General features: G+C 43.9%; 20 protein-coding genes, 1 tRNA gene, 1 other RNA gene and 1 pseudogene. 18 read left to right on the top strand and 5 right to left on the bottom strand.

Annotated features, from left to right (window positions below; translation table 11 throughout):
• Positions 1-6: 6 nt before the first annotated feature.
• Positions 7-264: an HPr family phosphocarrier protein gene (locus AZ46_RS16455; RefSeq protein WP_029284602.1), complete on the top strand. Its 258-nt coding sequence runs from the start codon at positions 7-9 to the stop codon at positions 262-264.
• Positions 265-895: 631 nt separating this feature from the next.
• Here AZ46_RS16455 and clpP read toward each other — a convergent pair.
• Positions 896-1495 carry an ATP-dependent Clp endopeptidase proteolytic subunit ClpP gene (gene clpP / locus AZ46_RS16450; RefSeq protein ID WP_029284600.1) on the bottom strand — a complete coding sequence of 200 codons (600 nt, stop codon included), beginning with the start codon at positions 1493-1495 and terminating at the stop codon, positions 896-898.
• Between the two features lie 188 nt (positions 1496-1683).
• On the bottom strand, positions 1684-2703 hold the full coding sequence (locus tag AZ46_RS16445) for an STAS domain-containing protein (RefSeq protein ID WP_029284599.1): 1020 nt from the start codon (positions 2701-2703) through the stop codon (positions 1684-1686).
• A 214-nt stretch (positions 2704-2917) separates the two neighbouring features.
• On the opposite strand from AZ46_RS16445, the gene AZ46_RS16440 reads away from it, so the two are divergent.
• The 3 genes and pseudogenes from AZ46_RS16440 (at position 2918) to AZ46_RS22385 (ending at position 4219) form a co-directional block, all read left to right on the top strand.
• Positions 2918-2993: transfer RNA gene (locus AZ46_RS16440), tRNA-Arg, on the top strand.
• Positions 2994-3193: 200 nt separating this feature from the next.
• A pseudogene (locus AZ46_RS22390) lies at positions 3194-3712 on the top strand (peptidoglycan recognition protein family protein); the annotation flags it as partial.
• Positions 3713-3781: 69 nt separating this feature from the next.
• Complete coding sequence (locus AZ46_RS22385; RefSeq protein ID WP_328286784.1) at positions 3782-4219, top strand: peptidoglycan-binding domain-containing protein; 438 nt, start codon at positions 3782-3784, stop codon at positions 4217-4219.
• Positions 4220-4388: 169 nt separating this feature from the next.
• On the opposite strand, the gene yvfG is transcribed toward AZ46_RS22385, so the two are convergent.
• On the bottom strand, positions 4389-4607 hold the full coding sequence (gene yvfG, locus AZ46_RS16430) for a protein YvfG (RefSeq protein ID WP_029284595.1): 219 nt from the start codon (positions 4605-4607) through the stop codon (positions 4389-4391).
• Positions 4608-4685: 78 nt separating this feature from the next.
• Here yvfG and rpoN point away from each other — a divergent pair, with 78 nt between their 5' ends.
• The 8 genes from rpoN (at position 4686) to eno (ending at position 13504) form a co-directional block, all read left to right on the top strand.
• Complete coding sequence (rpoN, locus tag AZ46_RS16425; RefSeq protein WP_029284593.1) at positions 4686-6002, top strand: RNA polymerase factor sigma-54; 1317 nt, start codon at positions 4686-4688, stop codon at positions 6000-6002.
• Between the two features lie 11 nt (positions 6003-6013).
• Positions 6014-6271: a glutaredoxin family protein gene (locus tag AZ46_RS16420; RefSeq protein WP_029284591.1), complete on the top strand. Its 258-nt coding sequence runs from the start codon at positions 6014-6016 to the stop codon at positions 6269-6271.
• A 198-nt stretch (positions 6272-6469) separates the two neighbouring features.
• Entirely contained in the window at positions 6470-7498 is a 1029-nt protein-coding gene (locus tag AZ46_RS16415) for a sugar-binding transcriptional regulator (RefSeq protein WP_029284589.1), read from the top strand.
• Between the two features lie 53 nt (positions 7499-7551).
• Positions 7552-8559: a type I glyceraldehyde-3-phosphate dehydrogenase gene (gene gap, locus AZ46_RS16410; RefSeq protein ID WP_029284588.1), complete on the top strand. Its 1008-nt coding sequence runs from the start codon at positions 7552-7554 to the stop codon at positions 8557-8559.
• 124 nt (positions 8560-8683) lie between these two features.
• Positions 8684-9868 (top strand): phosphoglycerate kinase, encoded by a 1185-nt coding sequence (locus AZ46_RS16405; RefSeq protein WP_029284587.1) that lies wholly within the window; start codon positions 8684-8686, stop codon positions 9866-9868.
• A gap of 28 nt (positions 9869-9896) precedes the next feature.
• Positions 9897-10658 (top strand): triose-phosphate isomerase, encoded by a 762-nt coding sequence (gene tpiA, locus AZ46_RS16400; protein WP_029284585.1) that lies wholly within the window; start codon positions 9897-9899, stop codon positions 10656-10658.
• Positions 10651-12186, top strand: a complete 1536-nt coding sequence (gene gpmI / locus AZ46_RS16395) for a 2,3-bisphosphoglycerate-independent phosphoglycerate mutase (protein ID WP_029284583.1) — start codon at positions 10651-10653, stop codon at positions 12184-12186. The genes tpiA and gpmI overlap by 8 nt, the downstream gene beginning before the upstream one ends.
• 25 nt (positions 12187-12211) lie before the next feature.
• On the top strand, positions 12212-13504 hold the full coding sequence (eno, locus tag AZ46_RS16390) for a phosphopyruvate hydratase (RefSeq protein WP_029284581.1): 1293 nt from the start codon (positions 12212-12214) through the stop codon (positions 13502-13504).
• Positions 13505-14056: 552 nt separating this feature from the next.
• Here the strand turns inward: eno and AZ46_RS16385 are convergent.
• On the bottom strand, positions 14057-14980 hold the full coding sequence (locus AZ46_RS16385) for a nuclease-related domain-containing protein (RefSeq protein ID WP_081870218.1): 924 nt from the start codon (positions 14978-14980) through the stop codon (positions 14057-14059).
• A 178-nt stretch (positions 14981-15158) separates the two neighbouring features.
• On the bottom strand, positions 15159-16082 hold the full coding sequence (locus AZ46_RS16380) for a DMT family transporter (protein ID WP_035319424.1): 924 nt from the start codon (positions 16080-16082) through the stop codon (positions 15159-15161).
• A 173-nt stretch (positions 16083-16255) separates the two neighbouring features.
• On the opposite strand from AZ46_RS16380, the gene secG reads away from it, so the two are divergent.
• The 6 genes from secG to AZ46_RS16355 all read left to right on the top strand — a co-directional run bounded on the left by secG (position 16256) and on the right by AZ46_RS16355 (position 24125).
• Entirely contained in the window at positions 16256-16489 is a 234-nt protein-coding gene (gene secG / locus AZ46_RS16375; RefSeq protein WP_029284575.1) for a preprotein translocase subunit SecG, read from the top strand.
• A gap of 354 nt (positions 16490-16843) precedes the next feature.
• On the top strand, positions 16844-17587 hold the full coding sequence (locus AZ46_RS16370) for an alpha/beta hydrolase (protein WP_029284573.1): 744 nt from the start codon (positions 16844-16846) through the stop codon (positions 17585-17587).
• An 18-nt stretch (positions 17588-17605) separates the two neighbouring features.
• Positions 17606-19996: a ribonuclease R gene (gene rnr / locus AZ46_RS16365; RefSeq protein WP_029284572.1), complete on the top strand. Its 2391-nt coding sequence runs from the start codon at positions 17606-17608 to the stop codon at positions 19994-19996.
• A 94-nt stretch (positions 19997-20090) separates the two neighbouring features.
• The gene (gene smpB, locus AZ46_RS16360; RefSeq protein ID WP_029284570.1) at positions 20091-20561 is read left to right on the top strand and encodes an SsrA-binding protein SmpB; all 471 of its coding nucleotides are present in this window, start codon (positions 20091-20093) and stop codon (positions 20559-20561) included.
• Positions 20562-20717: 156 nt separating this feature from the next.
• Positions 20718-21082: a transfer-messenger RNA gene (gene ssrA / locus AZ46_RS21615) on the top strand.
• A 430-nt stretch (positions 21083-21512) separates the two neighbouring features.
• Positions 21513-24125 (top strand): HD domain-containing protein, encoded by a 2613-nt coding sequence (locus tag AZ46_RS16355; protein WP_051865617.1) that lies wholly within the window; start codon positions 21513-21515, stop codon positions 24123-24125.
• Positions 24126-24192 lie beyond the last annotated feature (67 nt).

The following is a 24192-nucleotide window of genomic DNA, read 5'->3' as shown; positions in this document are numbered from 1 at the left end:
ATTTACATGGCTCAAAAACAGGTCGAAGTTCGTTTGAAAACAGGCTTACAAGCACGTCCCGCAGCATTATTTGTACAAGAGGCCAACAGGTACGCATCAGATATCTTCCTTGAGAAGGATGGGAAAAAGGTTAATGCCAAAAGCATCATGGGGCTCATGAGCCTTGCCATCAGCTCAGGATCAACCGTAACACTGATTGCAGAAGGCCACGACGAAAACGAAGCACTCGAAGTTTTAACAGAATACGTAAAGCAGGAAGCATAAAAACGGCCTTTGGGCCGTTTTTTTTATGGTGCAAGTTTAGCTGCAGGTGCCTGACCTGGTCCAGTGGAGCAAATCAACTGCTAAATGCCCAAGATCTTGCTAGAAAAAGAGGTAGTTTGCGTTCGTATTGAGAGTTGGTCGTAAATCAGGGAAAGTTGGTAGATACGCAATCTAAGTTGGTTGTAAAATAGGCGGAGTTGGTCGTATTGCACTGATTGTTGGATGTAACGCACTGACCTCTGTTAATCCGGACTGCGCAGGTGCCTGATTTAGCTGCCTGAACAGATCCAGACAGTAAATCAACTGCCAAATGCCCAAGATCTTGCTAGAAAAAGAGGTAGTTAGAGCTTGTGCGGAGAGCTGGTAGTAAATCGGGGAAAGCTGGTAGATACTCAATCAAAGTTGGTTGTAAAATGCTCGAAGTTGGAAGTATTGCACTGATTGTTGGATGTAACGCACTGATCTCTGTTAATCCGGACTGCGCAGGTGCCTGATTTAGCTGCTGAACAAGTCCAGTACAGCAAATCAATTGCCATATGCCCAAGATCTTACTAGTAAAAGAGGTAGTTTGCGTTCTTATGTAAAATCCAAATAAAAAAAGAACGGCACGATGCCGTTCTTTTTACACTTCTTATTTTTTGTCTGCTAACGTATTGCGGTCCATGACTTTGTCAATCAGGCCGTACTCAAGTGCACGCTCTGCTGTCATGAAGTTGTCGCGGTCTGTGTCGCGCGCAATGACTTCAATTGGCTGGCCTGTACGGTCTGCAAGAATCTGATTAAGCTTGTCGCGAAGGAAAAGGATGCGTTTTGCAGCAATCTCAATTTCCGTAGCCTGGCCTTGCGCGCCTCCAAGAGGCTGATGGATCATGACTTCAGAGTTTGGAAGGGCATAACGCTTGCCTTTGGCGCCTGCTGCAAGAAGGAATGCTCCCATAGAAGCTGCCATACCGATGCAGATTGTTGATACTTGCGGCTTAATGAACTGCATTGTATCGTAAATGGCCATACCGGCAGTGATAGATCCGCCAGGACTGTTGATGTAGATGGAAATGTCTTTCTCCGGATCTTCTGCTTCTAAGAATAAAAGCTGAGAAACGATTGAGTTTGCAACGTTATCATCAATTCCGCTTCCAAGCATGATGATGCGGTCTTTTAGAAGACGTGAGTAAATGTCATATGCACGTTCACCGCGGTTTGTCTGTTCAATAACTGTAGGAATTAAATTCATCGTATTTCCTCCTTTAAAGTAAAGGTAAATTTATGTACTCTCATCATACAACTAAGGTCAATAAAGGTCAAACGAAACGCTGCCGCCTGAGCATGTTTAAGGCCCCTCTTATGTATATGTCAGAGCTAGTGACTGTAACCATGTTACCCAATTTTTCTTTTTTTCAAACGATTGAGAAGAAGAGGGTACTATTTTCTTGAAATATGCAGTCCTTCCTGCGCCAAGGCGTAGTGAATGCCGTGTTTCAGCGTAGAGAGGCAGGGAATGTTCTGCATCTGATACCGGGAGCTGACAATTTTCATGCTTAGCTCAGGAGAAATGCCGACTAAGATGCACGATGTTCCAAGAAGAGCGGAAGCCTGGACAAGCTTTTGAAGCAAGTCTATTGTAAACTCGTCCACTTGAGAGATGGCTGTCAGATCCAGAATGAGAAACGTCGCTTTATACTCTGGCAGGTTTGAGAGAGTTTTTGTTAAAAGTTCCTCAGCCCTCGCTTCGTCGTATCTTCCAATCATCGCAAGGACGATGATGTTGTCCAGAACCGGGATAATTGGAGAGGAAATCTCTTTCACAAGATCAACAAGATCTGCAGTCCGCTTAGCAACACTTTGTTCGAGTGCAAGCATGTCAGCCCTTTCCTGCTCCTGGATCAGGGAACGGATATTCCGCTGAGGAGTGATTCCGGAAGGCGAAAATTCAAATTCTGAATAAGGATCTCCGCTTGTCTGGCTTTTCAGCACTCTGTACCAGACCGTTTTCCCAAACAGACCGCTTAAAACACCGGCCCAGTGACCGGCCAGAAACGAGCCTTCCACCGTTTTGCCCTGAGCTTTGTTCACCTTATACTCCCAGCCGTTTTCAATTCTCACTACAGCTCTGCACTCGTCATAGGACAGGACATCGATCGTGGTCTTACCCCAACCGGCTGTAACATATGTATTCGGCAGGCTCTTCAAAATATCCTCTGTTTTTCCGATTGAACGCTTGTAAAAGTCGCTGACAATTTCACCTGTGCGATAGCCGGCTGTTTCAAGAACCAGTCTTGCGGCATTTTCTCCAGAGATCTCTTCAATTGAATCAAGGAATGTTTTGAAGGCCGTGTTGATCCAGAATAAAACGACTTCATCTCCTTCGAAGTGATAGGCTGCCTGCTTTAAATCCCAATCGAAAGAGGAACCGTTAACATTTATTGAATAGCGGTCAGTCATAGTGTTTAATCTCCTTTATTCAGCTGCTTCTGTCTATAAGCCCTTTACCCTTTATACCGCTGTGATGAAGCCTGTTTTTCTAATCATACAACAGAAGATGCACACCTGTATATTTTGAGAGTACATGAAATAGGCGGCTTTCGTGACACGAAGAAAAATAACGCTTGAAACAGGAAGCGGTTTTGTCGTATAATAGCGCTACTGGCTAATACGTGCGCTCGTAGCTCAGTTGGATAGAGCGGTGGTTTCCGGTACCACGTCTGTCGGAGGTTCGAATCCTCTCGAGCGCGTCAAATTGCAAGAGAGCTGTTCCCATAGGGGAGCAGCTCTTTTTTTATTGGGTTTTTTACACCAGACATTCAAAACTAGCACAAACTTGTCTGTCTCGCGGTCCGGAGCTAGATTTTCCCCAAAACAGGCACATGCCTCAGGATAACAGCCTTTCCCAAAGCTCTCACTCTATCATCTACTATATAAAGGAGTGATAAAAGTGAGTGTTTCTGATAAATATCAGATTGAGCAGCGCTATATACGAATTGGAAACTCGAGACCGGGAACAGGTCTGTCCGGGCCGCTCTTTATTGTTGCACACGAGACCGCCAATAATTCTGCAGATGCAGATGATCATTTTGCCTATTTTAATAATTCACAGCCGAGTGCGTCGGCCCACACATTTATAGATGATGGAAAAATTCTCGAGATTATTCCCCTGAATGAAAAAGCCTATCATAATTTGTATACAAATCCTGAGGACAACCGTCTGTTCGGGGCTGATGCAAATGATGCGGCCATTGGAGTGGAGCTCTGCCGCACGGGGGTTTTCCGTGAGGCATATGACAGGTATGTCTGGTACCATGCGTACCTTTGCCGCAGATTTAATCTCGATCCTTCGACTAAAATTGTCGCACACAGTACGCTTGACCCGCGAAGGCGCACGGATCCTGAAAGCTGGCTAGTACCGAACGGAGTAACGTTCGCGCAGTTTTTAAGAGACGTCCGTGCCTATTATAATGCGTGGGACAGCAGCACGTCTCCGCCAATCAGAGTCCAGCCGCCCGAGCGCGAGACGGGCAGTGAAGTGGACACGACGATATTAAGAAGAGGGGATTCTGGAGCAGATGTGACGTTTTTGCAGAGAAAACTGATTTCCCTTGGATATCCGCTTCCGAGATTCGGGGCAGACGGAACGTTTGGAGCTGAAACGGAGGCTGCGGTAAGGCAATTTCAGCAGGAGCAGCGCATACGTGTTGACGGGATAGTCGGTCCTGAAACATTTGGAAGGCTGAACAGAGCGAAACCGAGGCGTCCAAAACCGTTCCCGGGAACCCTTTACAGACTGAAGTCTCCTTACATGAGAGGCTCAAATATTGGGGAAATTCAAAAGAAACTGGGTGTACCTGCCGATTCGATCTATGGCCCTGTCACAGCCCAGGCAGTAAGGAATTTTCAGAGAAGAGAAGGAATTAAGGTTGATGGGATCGTCGGTCCTGTAACATGGGCAAGGCTGTTTCGCTGAAAAAACAAAAAAAGCCCCGCCGAGTTTTTCGGCGGGGCATGTTTTAATGGAATGTGAATAGTATGTAAGCAGTCCAGTAAGCCGCACTGGACAAGAAGTGTATGTTGCCGCGCTTGGCGACTCAACATAACCAATGATAAATCATCATCCGCATTTTGTGAACAGGTAATTATTTCAAGGTGGATTTCACCTGATTGTACGCCTCATCAAGATTTTGAATCCGTTTCAGCACAACCGAATTTTTGGTCAGCTGATCTTGTACAAGAGTTGAAACAACCGACCGGTAATACCGGTTCATCGCATCAAGCTCAGGAATCTGGTTCTCATTGTGTTTAAGATGTTCTTTGAAATTCTGTACGAAATAGGGAACTGAAAATAATTCGCTCATATTGATTTCTCCTTTGAAGTTTCTTCCATTCAATGATGGACCATTTTCGTGTAAAATGAACAGCAGGGGGAACGATCTATGGATATGAAAGCAGGTTTATTTCAAGAGCAGTCCTTAAAACTGAATATGACACAGGAACTAAAGCAAGCGATTACTCTCCTTCAGTACTCTTCTATGGAACTCGCGTCCTACATAGAGGACCTTACCCTTGAAAATCCCCTCATTGATGTGAAAGACAAGCCTGATTCAGGCGTATTGTATCATACCTCGGCCCTCAAAACGGCAAATGCCTCAAAAAAAGGAGACTTGCTTGAAAATGCAGCGAGCAGGACGGCGACTCTGCAGCAGCATCTGGAATCTCAGCTGCTTGGCATGAAGATGCAGCCTCAGGAGAAAAAAGCGCTGCACATTCTGATTCATGCCCTGGATCCAAACGGGTATATAGAAGAAGATCTGCAGGTGCTGGCAGAACGATTCAGCATCAGCGAAGATGAACTGCAGATTCAGCTTGAAAATCTTCAAAAGCTTGACCCTGCAGGTGTAGGGGCCAGAAATCTGCAGGAGTGTATCTACCTTCAGCTGCTGCGGCTGCCTGAGCGCAATCAGACAGCAGAGCTAATTATCCGCGATTATTTTTATCTTTTTGCCGAAAAGTCATGGAAAGAGCTTGCGAAAAAAACGAAACTGGAACTGAAAGAGATACAAAATGTGCAGGACTTTATCCAAAAGCTGCATCCCCGTCCAGGTCTTGCTTTTCATCATGCCCATGACAGCTATATTGTGCCGGAGCTGATCGTAAAGAAAATCGGCGGAGAGTGGCAAGTGATGTATAATGAAGAGAGTTCACCTAAAATCGGTGTGAATTCTTCGTATGAAGCTGCCTTTTCATCCACTGTTGATGCAGATGTGAAGCAGTATCTTTCTTCTAAACTCAATCAGTGCAAATGGCTGATGAAAACACTGAATCAGCGGAAAGCGACCATGCTGAAAGTGATGCATGAAATTCTCAGAAGACAGACGGACTTCTTTGAAAAAGGCGGGCATTTTTTGAAACCGCTGACACTAAAAGCCGTCGCGGATGTGATTGACGTTCATGAGTCAACGGTAAGCCGAACGGTCAGGGAGAAATACGTACAGACACCGCATGGTCTGTATGAACTGAAGTTTTTCTTCTCAAATGGCCTTGAGCAGACTTCTCAGGACATAACGTCATCGGCTGTAAAATCACTTATCCAAAAGATGATCGAGAGCGAAAATAAACTGTCTCCGCTATCTGACCAGCGAATTGCAGACACCCTCTCACAAGAACACGGAATCGAAGTTTCAAGACGGACTGTAGCCAAGTACAGAGATCAGCTTGGCATTGCATCTTCATCTGCAAGAAAACGATATTAGGATGTGTTGGAATGATTTTAAACGTGTACTCAAGAGAAGGCTGCCCTCTTTGTGAGGAGGCCATCGCGGAATTAAACGGGCTGAAAGCGGATTTAGACCTGGACATACAGGTCATCGATATTCACTCAGACGATGGTCTGCTCGAAAGGTATCAGCTTATGATACCGGTGGCAGAATTAGACGGAAAAATCATCGGATACGGCCGTATCAGAAAAGAATTGATAAGAAAGCGGTTACTTGAAAAAAAGCAAGAAACAATAGTTGAATAAGCGAATTCACCCTGCTAGAATATGAATTGAAGCAGGGATGATTTTTTTTGCGGACAGTGGGACACAATACGTCATATAGGGACAAAAGAAGTCCCGCGATTCTTAGTAAATAAGAAATTTCGTTAAAAAGGTCAGCCGGAAGTAGATGCGCTAATGAGGGCATCAAGGCACATTTCTTATTTGAAAGGAATTTATACGATGAGATCACTGATTGAAGTCCAAAAAAAATTATTGCCTGATCTGCTTCTCGTTATGCAAAAACGATATCAGATCCTTCAGTACATAAGACTGATGCAGCCGATCGGCAGAAGAAGCCTTTCATCGAGCCTCGGCATAAGCGAGCGGATTCTAAGGGGAGAAGTTCAGTTTCTGAAAGATCAGAACCTGATTGAGATTTTCCCGGCCGGAATGACGCTGACAAAAGAAGGATCGCACCTGCTTACTGTTCTGGAAGAAGCGATGAAAGATGTTTTAGGTTTAACGTTTTTGGAAAATACATTAAAGGAACGTTTAAACCTGAAAAAGGTTATTGTCGTCTCTGGAGACAGCGATCAATTCTCATGGGTGAAAAAAGAAATGGGAAGAGCTTGCGTCTCATGTATAAAGGAACGTTTGACCGGGAAAAATATCGTCGCTGTCACTGGAGGAACCACGATTGCAGCCGTTGCAGAAATGATGACGCCTGACAGCAAAAACCGCGAGCAGCTATATGTGCCGGCGCGGGGAGGCCTTGGTGAGAATGTAGAGAACCAGGCAAACACAATCTGTGCAAAAATGGCCGAACGGGCAATGGGCAACTACCGTCTGCTCCACGTTCCGGACCAGCTCAGCAAGGAAGCATATCTTTCGATTACAGAAGAGCCTTCCATCAAAGAACTGCTTGCTCTCATTAAATCTTCAAGTATGGTCGTTCATGGAATAGGAGACGCTAAGACAATGGCGGAACGCCGGAAAACGCTGCCTGAAGATTACATAAAGATTGAGCAGGGCGAAGCGGTCGCAGAAGCATTTGGATACTACTTCAACCAGGAGGGGGAAGTTGTCCACAAAGTGCAGACTGTCGGCATGCAGCTGAGTGACCTCGAGAAGATTCAAAACGTCATCGCAGTAGCGGGCGGCGCTTCAAAAGCTGGAGCCATCCAGGCTTATCTGAAGCAGGCACAGGGTTCCATCCTGATTACGGATGAAGGTGCCGCAAAAGAGTTAATAAGGGATATTCATCCCTAATTATATAGTTACACAAAAAAATCTCTCACTTATTTAAAGGAGGAAATTTCAACATGGCAGTAAAAATTGGTATTAACGGTTTTGGACGTATCGGACGTAACGTATTCCGTGCAGCACTTAAAAATCCTAACGTGGACGTTGTAGCAGTTAACGACCTTACAGACGCTAACATGCTTGCTCACCTTTTAAAATATGACTCAATTCATGGCAGACTAGATGCTGACGTGAAAGTAGACGGAAACAACCTTGTTGTTGACGGCAAAACAATCCAAGTATCAGCAGAGCGCGACCCTGCTAAACTTTCTTGGGGCGAGCGCGGAGTAGAAGTTGTTGTTGAATCAACTGGTTTCTTCACTAAGCGTGCAGACGCTGCTAAGCACTTGGAAGCTGGCGCTAAAAAAGTAATCATCTCTGCTCCTGCAACAGATGAAGACATCACAATCGTTATGGGTGTTAACCATGACAAATATGACGCTGCAAGCCACGATGTTATCTCAAATGCATCTTGTACTACAAACTGCTTAGCGCCATTCGCTAAAGTTCTTAACGACAAATTCGGCATCAAGCGCGGTATGATGACAACTGTTCACTCATACACAAACGATCAGCAAATTCTTGATCTTCCGCACAAAGACTACCGTCGTGCGCGTGCTGCAGCTGAAAACATCATCCCAACTTCAACTGGTGCAGCTAAAGCAGTATCTCTAGTATTGCCTGAGCTAAAAGGCAAATTGAACGGCGGAGCTATGCGTGTTCCAACTCCAAACGTTTCTCTAGTTGACCTTGTTGCTGAACTTAACACAAACGTAACAGCTGAAGAAGTAAATGCTGCATTCAAAGAAGCTGCAGAAGGCGACCTTAAAGGAATCCTTAACTACAGCGAAGAGCCTCTTGTATCAGGCGACTACAATGGTGACCCTGCTTCTTCAACAATCGATGCTCTTTCTACAATGGTTATGGAAGACAGCATGGTTAAAGTTATCTCTTGGTATGACAACGAGTCTGGCTACTCTAACCGCGTAGTTGACCTTGTAGACTACATCGCTTCTAAAGGACTTTAATTCTTAAGTCGCACGAAGTTTGGTTTTAACCTAAAACTAACGATATAATGAGTGCAAAGGGGAAGGGGAATACAGCCCCCTCCCTTTTGTTTTGTATTTCCAATAAAAGGAGGAATTCCTGAAGATGAACAAAAAGTCAGTAAGAGACATCGATGTAAAAGGCAAAGTGGTTTTCTGCCGTGTAGACTTCAACGTGCCGATGAAAGACGGCAAAGTAACAGATGACACACGCATTAACGCAGCTTTACCAACCATTCAGCACTTAACAGAGCAAGGTGCAAAGGTTCTTTTAGCAAGCCATCTGGGCCGTCCAAAAGGCCAGGTTGTTGAGGAGCTTCGTTTAAATGCAGTTGCAGAGCGTCTTCAAGAATTGCTTGGTAAAAATGTTGCAAAAGCTGACGAAGCTTACGGCGACGCTGTAAAAGCGAAAATTTCAGACATGCAGGAAGGCGACGTGCTTCTTCTTGAAAACGTCCGTTTCTACGCTGGCGAAGAGAAAAACGACCCTGAGCTTGCAAAAGCATTTGCAGAGCTTGCCGATGTTTATGTAAATGACGCATTCGGAGCAGCACACCGTGCACATGCATCTACTGCAGGCATCGCTGAGCACATTCCGGCAGTTGCAGGATTCCTTATGGAAAAAGAACTCGAAGTACTTGGAAAAGCACTTTCCAACCCAGAGCGTCCGTTTACAGCTATCATTGGCGGAGCAAAAGTAAAAGATAAAATTGGTGTCATTGACCACCTTTTAGATAAAGTAGACAACCTGATCATTGGCGGCGGACTTGCTTACACGTTCATCAAAGCACTTGGACATGAAGTAGGAAAATCTCTTCTTGAAGAAGACAAGATTGACCTTGCTAAAACGTTCATGGAAAAAGCGAAAAAGAACGGCGTAAACTTCTACATGCCGGTTGATGTTGTGGTTGCAGATGATTTCTCTAACGATGCAAACATCAAAATCGTTCCAATCGACAGCATTCCAAGCGACTGGGAAGGCCTTGATGCCGGACCAAAATCACGCGAAATCTACGCTGATGTCATTAAAAACTCTAAGCTTGTAATCTGGAACGGTCCTCTTGGCGTATTTGAACTTGATGCATTTGCTGAAGGTACAAAAGCGGTGGCAGTAGCGCTGTCAGAAGCTGAGAATACATACTCAGTCATCGGAGGCGGAGATTCTGCAGCGGCAGCAGCAAAGTTCAACTTAGCTGACAAAATGGATCACATCTCAACAGGCGGCGGAGCTTCACTTGAATTCATGGAAGGCAAAGAACTTCCTGGAGTCGTCGCGCTAAACGATAAATAATTCTTGTTAAGTTAGGATGGTGTACACAATGAGAAAGCCAATTATCGCAGGCAACTGGAAAATGAACAAAGTCATGGGCGAAGCAGCAGCTTTCATTGAAGAGGTAAAAGGTCTTGTGCCTTCTGCTGAGAAAGTGGATGCAGTTGTATGTGCTCCTGCTCTTTTCTTGGACCGCCTTGTAGAAGCAGTAAAAGGCACAGATGTAAAAATCGGTGCTCAAAACATGCATTTTGAGGAAAGCGGAGCATTCACAGGCGAAACAAGCCCTGAAGCTCTTAAAGATCTTGGCGTATCCTACGTCATCCTCGGCCACTCTGAGCGACGCGAAATGTTTGCTGAGACGGACGAATCTGTCAACAAGAAAACAGCTGCTGCTTTCAAGCACGGTCTGACTCCAATCGTCTGCTGCGGCGAAACGCTTGAAGAGCGTGAAGCTGGAAAAACAAACGACCTTGTTGCTGATCAAGTAACAAAAGCTCTTGCAGGATTAACTGACGAGCAGCTAAAGCAGGTTGTCATCGCTTATGAGCCCATCTGGGCAATCGGAACAGGCAAATCTTCATCTGCTAAAGATGCAAATGACGTATGCTCTCACATCCGCTCAGTACTCGCTGACAAATTCGGAAGCGAAGCGGCAGAAGCAATCCGCATTCAATACGGCGGCAGCGTAAAGCCGGGCAACATTAAAGAATACATGGCTGAATCAGACATCGACGGAGCACTAGTCGGTGGAGCGAGCCTTGAGGCACAATCTTTCCTTCAGCTTCTGGAGGCAGGAAAGCATGAGTAAAAAACCGGTCGCCCTCATTATCCTTGACGGTTTTGCCCTGCGCAATGAGGAAAAGGGTAATGCGGTTGCACACGCGAAAAAGCCAAACTTTGACCGTTACTGGGATCAGTACCCTCATGCAACGCTGACAGCAAGCGGCGAAGCAGTCGGACTTCCTGAAGGCCAAATGGGCAATTCAGAGGTAGGTCACTTGAACATCGGTGCCGGCCGCGTTGTGTATCAGAGCTTAACACGTGTAAACGTGGCTATTCGCGAAGGCCAGTTTGAGAAAAACGAAACCTTCCTTTCTGCCATGAACCATGTGAAAGAAAACGGAACAAACCTTCACGTTTTCGGTCTTTTATCAGACGGCGGCGTTCACAGCCATATTGATCATCTTTATGCGCTGCTGAGACTAGCCAAAGAAGAAGGCGTGAAAAACGTGTATATCCATGGTTTCCTTGACGGCCGTGACGTTGGTCCTCAAACAGCTGAAGGCTACATTAAAGAGCTGAATGAGAAGATTGAAGAATATGGCGTGGGTGCAATCGCAACCCTTTCAGGACGCTACTATTCCATGGACCGCGACAAGAGATGGGATCGTGTGGAAAAAGCTTACAAAGCCATGGTCTACGGCGAAGGCCCGACCTACACAGATCCTCTTGACTTAGTTGAGGATTCATATAAAAATGGTATTCATGATGAGTTCGTTCTTCCTTCTGTGATTACAAAAGAAGATGGCTCACCAGTAGCAACAATCAGCGACAACGATGCGGTCATTTTCTATAATTTCCGCCCGGACCGCGCGATTCAAATTTCAAATACGTTCACAAACGAAGATTTCCGTTCATTTGACCGTGGACCAAAGCATCCGAAAAACCTTCATTTTGTCTGCCTGACTCACTTCAGTGAAACTGTTGACGGCTATGTTGCTTTTAAAGCGACAAACCTTGACAACACACTTGGTGAAGTTCTCTCACAAAACGGGTTAACCCAGCTTCGGATTGCCGAAACGGAAAAATACCCTCACGTAACGTTCTTCATGAGCGGCGGACGTGAAGCGGAATTCCCGGGTGAAACACGCATTCTTATTGATTCACCGAAGGTTGCAACCTATGACTTGAAACCTGAGATGAGCGCCTACGAAGTAACGGACGCGTTGCTTGGCGAAATCGAAGCGGACAAGCATGATGCAATCATCCTGAACTTTGCAAACCCTGATATGGTTGGACACTCAGGCATGCTTGAGCCAACTGTAAAAGCCATTGAAACGGTTGATGAATGCCTCGGCAAGGTTGTCGATGCAATCATTGCAAAAGGCGGAACAGCCATTATTACAGCAGATCACGGGAACTCTGACGAAGTGCTTACACTTGAAGGAAAACCAATGACTGCACACACGACAAACCCGGTTCCTGTAATTATCACCAAGGAAGTTTCAGGCCTGAGAGAAGACGGCATTCTAGGCGATTTGGCGCCAACCGTGCTCGACCTGCTTGGAGTAGACCTTCCGAAAGAAATGACAGGCAAAACGTTAATCAAAAAATAACCATTTAAAAGGAGAGAAATTTAATATGCCATACATTGTTGATGTATTTGCACGCGAAGTATTAGACTCACGCGGTAACCCGACAGTAGAAGTAGAAGTACACACAGAAACAGGTGCAATGGGACGCGCATTGGTTCCATCAGGCGCATCTACAGGTGAATACGAAGCAGTAGAACTTCGTGACGGCGACAAATCACGCTACCTTGGAAAAGGCGTTCTTAACGCAGTTAAAAACGTAAACGAAGTAATTGCTCCAGAACTACTAGGTTTCGACGTAACTGAGCAAGTTGCAATCGACCACCTTCTAATCGAGCTTGACGGCATGGAAAACAAAGGTAAATTAGGTGCGAACGCAATCCTTGGCGTATCTATGGCAGCAGCTCGTGCAGCAGCTGAATTCCTTGGACTTCCACTTTACCAGTACCTTGGCGGATTCAACGCTAAAACATTGCCAGTCCCAATGATGAACATCATCAACGGCGGCGAGCATGCTGACAACAACGTTGACATTCAGGAATTCATGGTAATGCCTGTTGGCGCTGAAGATTTCCACGAAGCTCTTCGCATGGGCGCTGAAATCTTCCACAGCCTGAAATCAGTTCTTCAAGGCAAAGGCCTTAACACAGCTGTAGGTGACGAAGGCGGCTTCGCTCCAAACCTTGGATCAAACGAAGAAGCTCTTCAAACAATCATCGAAGCAATCGAAAAAGCGGGCTACAAACCAGGCGAGCAAGTTATGCTTGCAATGGACGTTGCAGCTTCTGAGATCTTCAACAAAGAAGACGGCAAATACCACCTTACAGGTGAAGGCGTCGTAAAAACATCTGCTGAAATGGTAGACTTCTACGAAGACCTAGTTTCTAAATACCCAATCATCTCAATCGAAGACGGTTTAGATGAAAACGACTGGGAAGGCCACAAACTTCTGACTGAGCGCCTTGGCGAAAAAGTTCAGCTAGTTGGTGACGACCTGTTCGTAACAAACACGAAAAAACTTTCTGAAGGAATCGAAAAAGGAATCAGCAACTCAATCCTTATCAAAGTTAACCAAATCGGTACCCTTACAGAAACATTCGACGCAATCGAAATGGCTAAACGCGCTGGCTACACAGCAGTTATCTCTCACCGCTCTGGTGAAACAGAAGACAGCACAATCGCTGACATCGCTGTAGCAACAAACGCTGGCCAAATCAAAACAGGTGCACCATCACGTACAGACCGTGTTGCGAAATACAACCAGCTTCTTCGCATCGAAGATCAGCTTGGCGACACAGCTAAATACGATGGCATCCACACATTCTACAACCTTAAAAAATAAGGTTAGCTATAAGCTGAAAACCGCCCCGGAGACTTTGGTCTTGGGGCGGTTTTTTTTGTAATTCATTGTTGGTGGATAAGTTTTTAGAGTGAAGATCGTGTGAGCTGAGATTACAAGTTGGTGCTGCTGTGGCTTTTGAATTGAGTTAAGACGGGGATAGCAGCAGGAACTTGGGGAAGCTCCGTCCAGAAAGTGCGCCAAGTCAGAGTTAGCAGCATAAAGTGAGTAGAGCACGAGCTTGAAAGTGTTGTAACCCAGAGTTAGCATCACAAAGTGAGTAGAGCCCGGTCCCGAAAGTGTTCTAAGCCAGAGTTAGCAGCACAAAGTGAGTAGAGCCCGGTCCCGAAAGTGTTCTAAGCCAGAGTTAGCAGCACAAAGTGAGTAGGGCCTAGGCCCGAAAGTGTTCTAACCCAGAGTTAGCAACATAAAGTGAGTAGAGCCCGGTCCCGAAAGTGTTCTAACCCAGAGTTAGCAGCACAAACTAGGTAGAGCTCAGGCCCGAAAGTGTTCTAAGCCAGATTTAAACTAATAAGAAAGTGCTCCAAATGAAAACTACTTTTTCTCTTCATAATTAGTGCCTCTCGAACGACCCACTCTCACAAAATTCTCTTTTAGTATTTTTTGAATAGACCTGCTGTTTTTTATGTTTCCGCACCATTCGTGTATTTGTTCAGACGTAATCTTTTTATCCGGAAACAGCAGACGAAATTCCTCCACGCTTCTCAAAACGCTGTTTTTAAATCTTTCTTTTTGCCCGCAGTTTACACAGACCAGCTGATCCCTGCTAAGTGCATCCATCCCCAACCTTCCACACCCCCCACACACAATCCCCTTCCGAAGTTCCTCATATCTAAAATCGGGCCGCCGTTCATAAGGGGATTTTTCCACATGGAGTGATAAAAGCTTCTCCGCAAGCTCCGAGTGAAGGCCTTGCGGCATACGGATACTTTTCAGTCTTTGGGAAAAACGGTCCCATTGGGAAGGGAAGATCATAGGGGAATGGAGGGGAGCATGGTAGAGGTGAAAGTGCGGGTTTACAAATACGACATAGGCTTCAACCGGAAGTGGGCATCTTAAAATCTGCAGCTGTCTTCTAAGAAGAGATTCGCATCTTTTCAGCTGTAAAATGGGGTTTTTGACTTCGGTTTTTGCCCCACATGAGATCCATTCTTCTTTTTCAATGTAGTGGTCTCCATACATGTTTTTCACTTCGAATAGATAGATTTTTTGCGGAGCGATGTAAAGAGAATCCATCTGATAGTGGCTTCCGCCGGTGACAAAGAGAAGGTCGTTTAAAATCAGTCCCTCTCCAGCGTGCTCTACCCATCCATCAAAGATTTTCTCTCCCTCATATCCGCTTTCAAGGTAGTCGCACTGTTTCTGGTCTGCACGCGCTAAGTCCATTCGCGCATTTAAGCTTTTATACGTTCTCAGTTCCGCCGATTCTGTTCGTTCTTTTAAAATCAGTATAATCACCTCCTCTGCTCATCATAAGGCGAGAGCAGATGATCCGGCAAATCTTCAAAATCTAATTTTATTCGTTGAAAAAGTAATTTTCGCATATGTCTCCTACTCCTGTTCGCAAGCAGTATGCTTGGGGAAAAGCTAAGAAGGTTTTCGCCCTTACCTAAAAAACTACAAAAAAACACCTTCTTCACCCCGAAGAAGATGCTTCATGTTTATGATGACGATGCCTGAATTCTTCATATGCCCCAGATCCTAAAATGACCCCGGACACAATGAACAGAAGTCCAAATAAATGTGATGCATATACGGCTTCATGCAAAATCAGAGCAGATCCTGCGAGTGCAAAAAAGGTGCTTAGATTCATGAAGATGGATGTTTCTGCCGGTCCGACCATGCCGATGGCGTAGTTATAAGTCATGTGCCCAATAGCCGTTGCGAGGATGGCGGATGTGAAAAAAACTCCCCATACTTCAGGCGTTCCCTCAGTCAGGCTTGCAAGTCCGCCAGGTTCTGTGACCAGGCTGATAAGGAATAAAACAAAGGATCCAAAGAACAGCATGTATCCTGTCATAAGACGGGGATCCAATGTGCGGCATGCTTTTTTGATTATGATAAAGCTGCATGCCTGAGTGAAAATTGAGATGAAAATGTAAATATCGCCAGTGTTCATGCTGCTGACGCCCTTGCTTCCGGCTAAAATGGTGAACCCGACACCGGTTAACCCAAGGATAAATCCTGTTAAGCGGATCATCGTCAGACGCTGGTTAAGAAAAATAATGGACAAGATGGCTGTAAGCATTGGGCCAAGGCCGAGAATGAGTCCTCCATTTGTAGAGGAAGTCATTGTCAGGCCGACAGAAAGAAAGTAGTGATGGCATACAACGTTCAGCAGGCCGCCGGCTGCAATGTAAAAAGTTTCTTTTAATGTAGGCTTGCGGAGCAGTTTTAAAAAAGCCAGTATGATCAGGACGCAAATGCTTGCAGTAAAAATTCTCACTGAGGTGACAGTAACAGGCATAAAGCTGTCAACAATGATTTTAAGCAGGGGCACATTCAGGCCCCATATGAGCATAACACCGACCAGAATCAGATAGATGCGGGTGTTGTTCAAGATTTTCCCTTCTTTCTGCGAACTATTTAAACAGCATATCACAGAGGAAGCTTTTCCCTCAAAGGGAATGTTTCGTGAGGCTAATAAAAAATCAACTTTGAATGATAGTGACATTTGGACGGCAATATGGTAAATTGAAAATAATGCTAACCGGGTTTTAGGAGGTGTCGTCCATGCACGTTTTATTGATTACTTTGCTTGTTATCGTCAGTCTTGCCCTTATCGCAGTCGTACTTCTTCAATCTGGGAAGAGTGCAGGTTTATCAGGAGCCATTTCAGGCGGAGCTGAGCAGCTTTTTGGAAAGCAAAAAGCACGCGGACTTGATTTGGTGCTTCACCGCGCGACTATCGTGCTGTCTGTTTTATTCTTTGTACTTACAATCTTGGTTTCTTACGCAGGATTTTAATACATCTTTCTAATCATTCGGGGGTCTGATTGCCATCAGACTCCCTTTTGTTATTGTTAAAGGAAATATATATAAAGAACAAAAGGCTTTGGATAATATAACAAAGTTATCTTCGGCAAGCGTAAGCGCCTAGATCCTCTGTCAGAACAAATCCGTCAAAAAAGTCAAAACCGGACTTTTCTGCCGGATTCTTATCTGCCTATCGGATCTGAACAAGGCGCCTCCGCTTTTGTTATTTTTAAGACAGCATTTTTGCCCTTTAATTAAACGTTTGTTTAAATAGAAACGGAAGAAGGAATCTTAACAATAGAAGCCTTTGTTTATATGACTAGTTTACATAAAGGAGTTTTTAAAATGAAAAGAGTTTTGCCGAAGCCGTTTACGTTTGAAGGGGGAGACCGGGCCGTTCTGCTGCTTCACGGTTTTACAGGGAACACAGCGGATGTGAGGATGCTTGGACGCTATTTGAACGAGAGAGGCTACACGTGTCATGCCCCTCAGTACAAGGGTCACGGAGTGCCGCCTGAAGAGCTTGTTCATACAGGTCCTGAAGACTGGTGGAAAGACGTTATGGAGGGCTATCAGCTCCTTAAGGACCGGGGACATGAATCGATTGCGGTTGCCGGATTGTCGCTGGGCGGTGTGTTTTCGGTCAAATTGGGTTACACTGTACCTGTAAAGGGTATTGTGCCGATGTGTGCGCCGATGTACATCAAGAGCGAAGAAGTGATGTATAAAGGTATCCTTGAATATGCCCGCAATTTTAAAAAATTCGAAGGGAAAACAGAGGCGCAAATCGAAGAGGAAATGAAGCAGTTTGAGAAAACGCCGATGAATACCCTGAAAGCACTTCAAGAGCTGATTGCTGATGTGAGAAATAATGTAGATATGGTTTACTCGCCTGCATTTGTTGCACAGGCAAGGCATGACCACATGATTAATACAGACAGTGCAAATATTATTTATAACGAAGTGGAAACAGACAATAAAAAGATTAAATGGTACGAAGAGTCAGGACATGTTATTACACTCGATAAAGAGCGGGAGCAGCTTCATGCAGACGTTTACGAGTTCCTGGAAGGTCTTGACTGGCAGTAATTTAAAGGAGGGACGCAAATGGATCAGCAAATTGAATTACATATAGAAAAACTGCTTTCTTTTATGAAAGAGGAAGCGTACAAGCCACTGACTGTTCAGGAGCTTGAAGAGGCGTTTGGCATTAAGGAATCCTCTGATTTTAAAGAGTTTGTAAAGGCTCTTGTTGTCATGGAGGAAAGAGGCCTAGTTGTCAGAACCCGCAGCAACCGCTACGGAATTCCGGAAAGGATGAATCTTTTCCGCGGAAAGCTCAGCGGGCATGCCAAGGGGTTTGCCTTTTTAGTCACTGAGGAGCCGGGCCAGGATGATATCTTTATTCCTCCGGGCGAGCTGAACAATGCCATGCACGGTGATACGGTGCTTGTCAGAGTCAGCACGGAATCAAGCGGGAGCAGGCAGGAAGGAACCGTCATCCGCATCGTAGAACGCGGCTTGAAAGAGGTTGTTGGAACGTATACGGAAAGCAAAAACTTCGGATTTGTGATTCCGGATGATAAAAAGATTCCAAATGATATTTTCATCCCGAAAAAAGCCTCTAATGGTGCGATTGAAGGGCATAAGGTCGTTGTGAAGCTGACAACCTACCCTGAAGGCAGAATGAGCGCTGAAGGGGAAGTAATAGCGATTCTCGGTCACAAAAATGATCCTGGTGTGGATATTCTTTCGGTTATCCATAAACATGGCCTTCCTCAGGCGTTCCCTGTAGAAGTGCTTGAGCAGGCTAATGAAGTTCCTGAGACAATCCGGGAAGAAGATATTAAAGACCGCCGCGACCTCCGCAATGAAATGATTGTGACGATCGACGGAGCGGATGCAAAGGATCTTGATGACGCAGTCACTGTGACCGAACTCGATAGCGGAAACTATAAGCTTGGCGTTCATATTGCCGATGTCAGTCATTATGTGACGGAAGGTTCGCCGATTGATAAAGAAGCGCTGGAGCGTGCTACGAGTGTTTATTTAGTAGACCGTGTTATTCCAATGATTCCCCACCGTCTTTCAAACGGAATCTGCTCGCTTAATCCGAAGGTTGACCGCTTCACGCTTTCCTGTGAAATGGAGATCAACAGCCTAGGAGAAGTAGTCAAACATGAAATTTTCCAGAGCGTCATTAAAACGACGGAGCGGATGACCTATTCAGATGTGAAGGAAATCCTTGTGGATGAGAAGCCCGAGCTGCTTGAAAAATATGAGCCGCTGATTCCGATGTTTAAACGCATGGAGAAGCTTGCGCAAATCTTAAGAAACAAGCGGATGAGCCGCGGTGCGATCGATTTTGACTTTAAAGAGGCAAAAGTGCTTGTTGATAAAGACGGAAAGCCGACAGAGGTCGTTCTTAGAGAGCGGACAGTGGCTGAACGTTTAATTGAAGAGTTCATGCTGCTTGCAAACGAAACGGTTGCCGAGCATTTCCACTGGATGAACGTTCCGTTTATCTACCGTATTCATGAGGAGCCGAATACGGAAAAGCTGCAGCGGTTCCTTGAGTTTGTCACAAACTTCGGATACGCCGTAAAAGGAACAGCCAATACGATTCATCCGCGTGCACTTCAGGATATTCTGGATGATGTAGCAGGCCAGCCTGAAGAGATGGTCATTTCAACCGTCATGCTCCGCTCCATGAAACAGGCGAAATATGATCCGGAAAGCCTTGGACACTTTGGGTTGTCAACAGAGTTCTATACGCATTTCACATCTCCGATCCGCCGTTATCCTGACTTGATTGTTCACCGTTTGATCCGGACTTACTTAATTGAAGGCAAGGTGGATGAAGCGACAAAGGCCAAGTGGGCTGAAAAGATGGAGATGATTGCAGATCAGTCATCAAACATGGAGCGCCGCGCAGTTGATGCTGAGCGCGAGACAGATGATCTGAAAAAAGCAGAGTACATGCTTGATAAAGTCGGTGAGGAATACGACGGCATCATCAGTTCTGTCACAAATTTCGGCATGTTCGTCGAGCTGCCGAATACGATTGAAGGACTTGTCCACGTCAGCTATCTGACAGACGATTACTACCGCTACGATGAGCGCAACTATGCGATGATCGGCGAGCGTACGGGAACTGTGTACCGCATAGGGGATGAAATCACCGTCCGTGTCGTAAATGTCAACAAAGACGAACGGGCCGTTGATTTTGAAATTGTCGGCATGAAAGGCACAAGACGCCGTTCAGCCAAAGATGCTCCTAAAGTCATCAAGGGCGACCGCGGCAAGCGCAGCGGGGCAAAAGAAGGCAGAAACAGAAGAAAATCTGCTTCTGATGACAGAAGGAAGCCTGCTGAACGCAATGGCAGTGTGGAGGACGGCTGGAGCAACCAGAATCCTAATAAGAAGAAAAAGAAAAAGAAGTCGTTTCAGAATACCCCTGTTGCAAAACGGAAGACGAAAAAGAAGAAAAAGCAATAATGGATTTAATGGACAGGGAGCCTCAGGCTTCCTTTTCCTTTAATCTTTTGCTAAAATAGAAGCTATCGCCATAGAGAGAGAAAGGGGATGCAGCATGCCAAAAGGAACCGGAAAAGTCGTTGCGCAGAATAAAAAAGCAAACCACGATTATGCCATTGAAGAAACGTATGAAACGGGCATTGTCCTTCAGGGAACAGAAATAAAAGCGATCCGTGCCGGACGCGTGAATTTGAAAGACTCTTTTGCGAGAGTGCAGCAGGGTGAAGTTTTTCTTCACAACATGCATATTTCACCTTATGAACAGGGCAACCGCTACAACCACGAACCTTTGAGAACGCGCAAGCTGCTGCTTCATAAAAAAGAAATCAGCAAGCTGATCGGACTCACAAAAGAAGAAGGCTACGCACTTGTGCCTTTAAAAGTGTATCTGAAAAACGGCTTTGCCAAAGTTTTGATCGGACTCGGAAAGGGTAAAAAGAAATACGACAAGCGTGAAGACCTGAAGAAAAAAGAAGCAAAACGAGAAGTCGAGCGTGCTTTCCGCGAACGTCAGAAGGATTATTGATTGACAATAACTTACAATTGATATTCCGCGTCATTCTGCTATAATGGAACTTGTAAGACAAACACACAATTTCATATACGCTCAAGCTTGATTATCGAGCGTCTCCGAACACCCATGTGAGGCTTGGATTCATTTCCTTGCTGAACCTTTTATCATGGGGACGTTACGGATTCGACAGGGATAGTTCGAGCTGTAGCTGCGAGTCGAGGGGATCGTCCTCGTCAAAACGTCAAAGCCAATAATAACTGGCAAACAAAACAACAACTTCGCTTTAGCTGCTTAATAACAGTCTATAGCGGTTCCTCCCTCCATCGCCCATGTGGTAGGGTAAGGGACTCACTCTAAGTGGGCTACGCCTGATGCCTCCGTCTGGGGATAAGGGAAGAGATCAATCAGACTAGCTGCTCCGACGCCCGTTGATAGGCATACGAGTCAGCGAAATCCAAATATATCAACTACACTCGTAGACGCTATGGTGCCGATGTTTCTGGACGTGGGTTCGACTCCCACCGTCTCCACCATACATATGTGGATTAACATTATTACTTCAACGTTTAGAGAGCCTTCAATTTTTGGGAAATCTCCGCACAGTAATTGAATTAAGGTACAAAAGTACTTTTTTATTACTTGGTAGATATTTCATTATTTGAAGGCTTTTTGTTATGGATAGAAACAGTAGTTTAGAAATTTTGATATCGCATTAGATTAATTAGAGACAATAAACGGTGAATGTAAACGTTTCATATGAACAGCTTACAGTAAAAATTGAACATGATTTCGAAATTAAAGTAGAGGTTAAAATTAATAAAAGTCTTCTTTATTAACGGTATCAAAAATAACGGTATCAAAAAATTCAATTATTATAAAAAATATTGCTATTATGTTAAGTATTTCCTAAATAGGTTATAATTATCAAATAAATCAATTAACACCTTTATTGGGGGATTCATTATGCAAACAATTAGCGATAGTAACTTATGGAAAAGTTCCATAGGTGAGGAATTAGGTCATTATGAACACTTTAGAATAAAACTAATATCAGCTTACGAGAACTTTAGAAAGAATTCAATGATACTGTCTGCTGAAATTGCTAGGGATTTACCTAATTTTACTGTTCATGACATTACTCATATTGATGCTTTATGGGAAACAGCTTCATTAATTACAGGTGAAGGTTTTGAATTGAATCCGATGGAAGCGTTTGTATTAGGTAGTGCAATCCTTTTACATGACTTAGGGATGGCTTCAGCTGCGTATGTAGATGGCGTTCAAAACATTTTTGAAGGGGAAGAATGGGAAGATATAGTTGAATATTCTCTGAGACAGGAACTAGGAAGAATTCCAAGACAAGATGAAAGGGGAGATATTCCTAAAGAAGTTTTGGAAAATGCAAAAGCAACTCGATTAAGAGAACTGCATGCAACTCATGCTGAAAATTTAACAAGTGCGGTTTGGACTACAAAAGAAGGTCAGAGTTATCGACTATTAGAAGACCAGGAACTATTAGCACACTTTGGAGAATATATTGGACAAATAGCATCAAGTCATGGGTGGCCAATTGAAAAGGTTGAGAATTTATTAGCCGTAGAAATTGGTGCTCCTCCTTCTTATCCAAGTAGTTGGTCTGTTGATATATTAAAATTGGCTTGTATAATTCGTGTAGCTGATGCTGCACATTTAGATAGTAGAAGGGCCCCAGGTTTTCTGAGAGCTTTGAGGAAACCTGAGCCTTATAGTGATAATCACTGGAAGTTTCAGGGGAAGTTGTCTAGGCCAACTCTTCAAGATGATCAAATAGTTTATTATTCAGTTCAAAGATTTAATGAAGATGAAATCGATGCTTGGTGGCTAGCATATGAAAATTTATCTATGGTGGATAGCGAGTTAAAAAGTGTAGATAGGTTACTAAAGGAAACAAATAAAAAAACTTTTACCGTAAAAGGTGTAAAAGGAGTAGAGAGCCCTACTAAATTATCACAAATGGTTCGAGTTAATGGCTGGGAACCCTTAATTGCTAGTCTACATGTAAGTGATGTACCTCGTTTAGTTAAACAACTTGGTGGTGAAGGATTATATGGGAAGAATCATACAATTCCTTTAAGGGAACTTATTCAAAATGCAAGAGATACTGTACATTCAAGAAGAATTATACAAAACCTTGGAAATAATTGGGGTAGAATCACAATAAAAGTTGGTGTGGAAAACGGTAATGATTATATTGAAGTAATAGATAGCGGTATAGGTATGTCTCAGAATACTTTAAGTCAAAAACTACTAGCTTTTGGTTCAAGCTATTGGGGAAGCTATTTAATGACAAAAGAACACCCAGGATTACTTACAAGTAATTTTAAATCGATAGGGAAATTTGGAATAGGATTTTATTCTACTTTTATGTGGGGAGAAAGAGTGGTAGTAAAAACTAGGACCATATACGAAGGGCCTAGTGAAACTAAAATACTGGAATTTGGGATGGGGCTTAGTGGTCGTCCGATACTAAAAAAATGTAGTATGAGAGAGGGCTTACAAGATCCTGGGACAACTGTACGTATTTATATAGAGAACAAAGAAGTATTAATTGATTCAATGCTGAAAAGTTTAAATGCTTCCGATGAAATTTTTCAATTTGATTTAAATGAGAAGCTTGTATCAATTTGTAGAATGATAGCGCCTGCATTAGAAGTGGATTTATATATTCAATACGAAAATCAACCCATTCAGAGAATTATAGGAGCGGATGATTGGAAACAAATCAATCCATTTGATTTCATTATAAGGTTATCAGGTTTTAATCAAAGTAATTGTCCAGTAGACATTAAAAGTTTGGCTGAAGAGTTTTCATTATTATTAAAGCCAATACATAATGAAGAAGGTGTACAAGTAGGGAGAGTAGGGATAACCCCAATGGGAGAAAAGTATGCTTATACTAGCAAGGTAAGAGGATGTCTAATATGTGGTGGTTTATATGTTGAAAGATTACAAGGTGTATTTGGAGTAATGTTTGGTGAAGTTAATGGGGCTAGTAGAAAAGGGGGTACTCCGGTAGTTTCTGAAGAAGCACTTGCTTTATGGGCAAATGAACAAGGTAAACTAATTCTGGAGCAATTTCAACATCTATCTCCAAAAGTTCTAAATAGTATTGCTGATACTATTTATGCATTAGGGGGAGATGGTGGGGATTTTCCATTATGTTATACAAGTTATGGCTGGTTGAATTATTCTCAGATAAAAGAACAAAGTTGGTCTCAGCAGTTGAATTTTACATCCTTATACACTGTGGATGAAATTACTAATTTAGAATCGCTTGAGCCAGACGTTATAGCTACAAGTATTGGTAGTATGACTATTTTTCAAAGTTGGCCTTTAGGTGAGAAACGATTCCTTTGGAGTGTTAAGCACAATGTACTAAAGGCATTTACAGAGTTATTTGGACTAAATGCAAATGAATTTTTCAAAAAATATTATAATGGTAATAGACGTAGAAATAAACCTATGAAGTTAGGAACAACTTTAGAAGGTAGCAATATTGAAAGTAAGCTTGAAATCATACAATTCAGTAAAGAGTAAGGTTTTGATTTGTAATTTATATATTTCGAGTGAATTAATGAAGACATCCAATTTAACAGGATGTCTT

The sequence above is a fragment of the Metabacillus indicus LMG 22858 genome, assembly GCF_000708755.2.
In the GTDB taxonomy this organism is placed as follows: Bacteria; Bacillota; Bacilli; order Bacillales; family Bacillaceae; genus Bacillus_P; species Bacillus_P indicus.
Note: the sequence above shows the minus strand (reverse complement) of the source record. Positions and strands in the feature narration are given on the sequence as shown.

Coding starts and splice junctions, on each gene's coding strand:
- AZ46_RS16455 (WP_029284602.1), top strand. CDS start 7: ATGGCTCAAAAACAGGTCGAAGTTCGTTTGAAAACAGGCTTACAAGCA.
- clpP (WP_029284600.1), bottom strand. CDS start 1,495: ATGAATTTAATTCCTACAGTTATTGAACAGACAAACCGCGGTGAACGT.
- AZ46_RS16445 (WP_029284599.1), bottom strand. CDS start 2,703: ATGACTGACCGCTATTCAATAAATGTTAACGGTTCCTCTTTCGATTGG.
- yvfG (WP_029284595.1), bottom strand. CDS start 4,607: ATGAGCGAATTATTTTCAGTTCCCTATTTCGTACAGAATTTCAAAGAA.
- rpoN (WP_029284593.1), top strand. CDS start 4,686: ATGGATATGAAAGCAGGTTTATTTCAAGAGCAGTCCTTAAAACTGAAT.
- AZ46_RS16420 (WP_029284591.1), top strand. CDS start 6,014: ATGATTTTAAACGTGTACTCAAGAGAAGGCTGCCCTCTTTGTGAGGAG.
- AZ46_RS16415 (WP_029284589.1), top strand. CDS start 6,470: ATGAGATCACTGATTGAAGTCCAAAAAAAATTATTGCCTGATCTGCTT.
- gap (WP_029284588.1), top strand. CDS start 7,552: ATGGCAGTAAAAATTGGTATTAACGGTTTTGGACGTATCGGACGTAAC.
- AZ46_RS16405 (WP_029284587.1), top strand. CDS start 8,684: ATGAACAAAAAGTCAGTAAGAGACATCGATGTAAAAGGCAAAGTGGTT.
- tpiA (WP_029284585.1), top strand. CDS start 9,897: ATGAGAAAGCCAATTATCGCAGGCAACTGGAAAATGAACAAAGTCATG.
- gpmI (WP_029284583.1), top strand. CDS start 10,651: ATGAGTAAAAAACCGGTCGCCCTCATTATCCTTGACGGTTTTGCCCTG.
- eno (WP_029284581.1), top strand. CDS start 12,212: ATGCCATACATTGTTGATGTATTTGCACGCGAAGTATTAGACTCACGC.
- secG (WP_029284575.1), top strand. CDS start 16,256: ATGCACGTTTTATTGATTACTTTGCTTGTTATCGTCAGTCTTGCCCTT.
- AZ46_RS16370 (WP_029284573.1), top strand. CDS start 16,844: ATGAAAAGAGTTTTGCCGAAGCCGTTTACGTTTGAAGGGGGAGACCGG.
- rnr (WP_029284572.1), top strand. CDS start 17,606: ATGGATCAGCAAATTGAATTACATATAGAAAAACTGCTTTCTTTTATG.
- smpB (WP_029284570.1), top strand. CDS start 20,091: ATGCCAAAAGGAACCGGAAAAGTCGTTGCGCAGAATAAAAAAGCAAAC.
- AZ46_RS16355 (WP_051865617.1), top strand. CDS start 21,513: ATGCAAACAATTAGCGATAGTAACTTATGGAAAAGTTCCATAGGTGAG.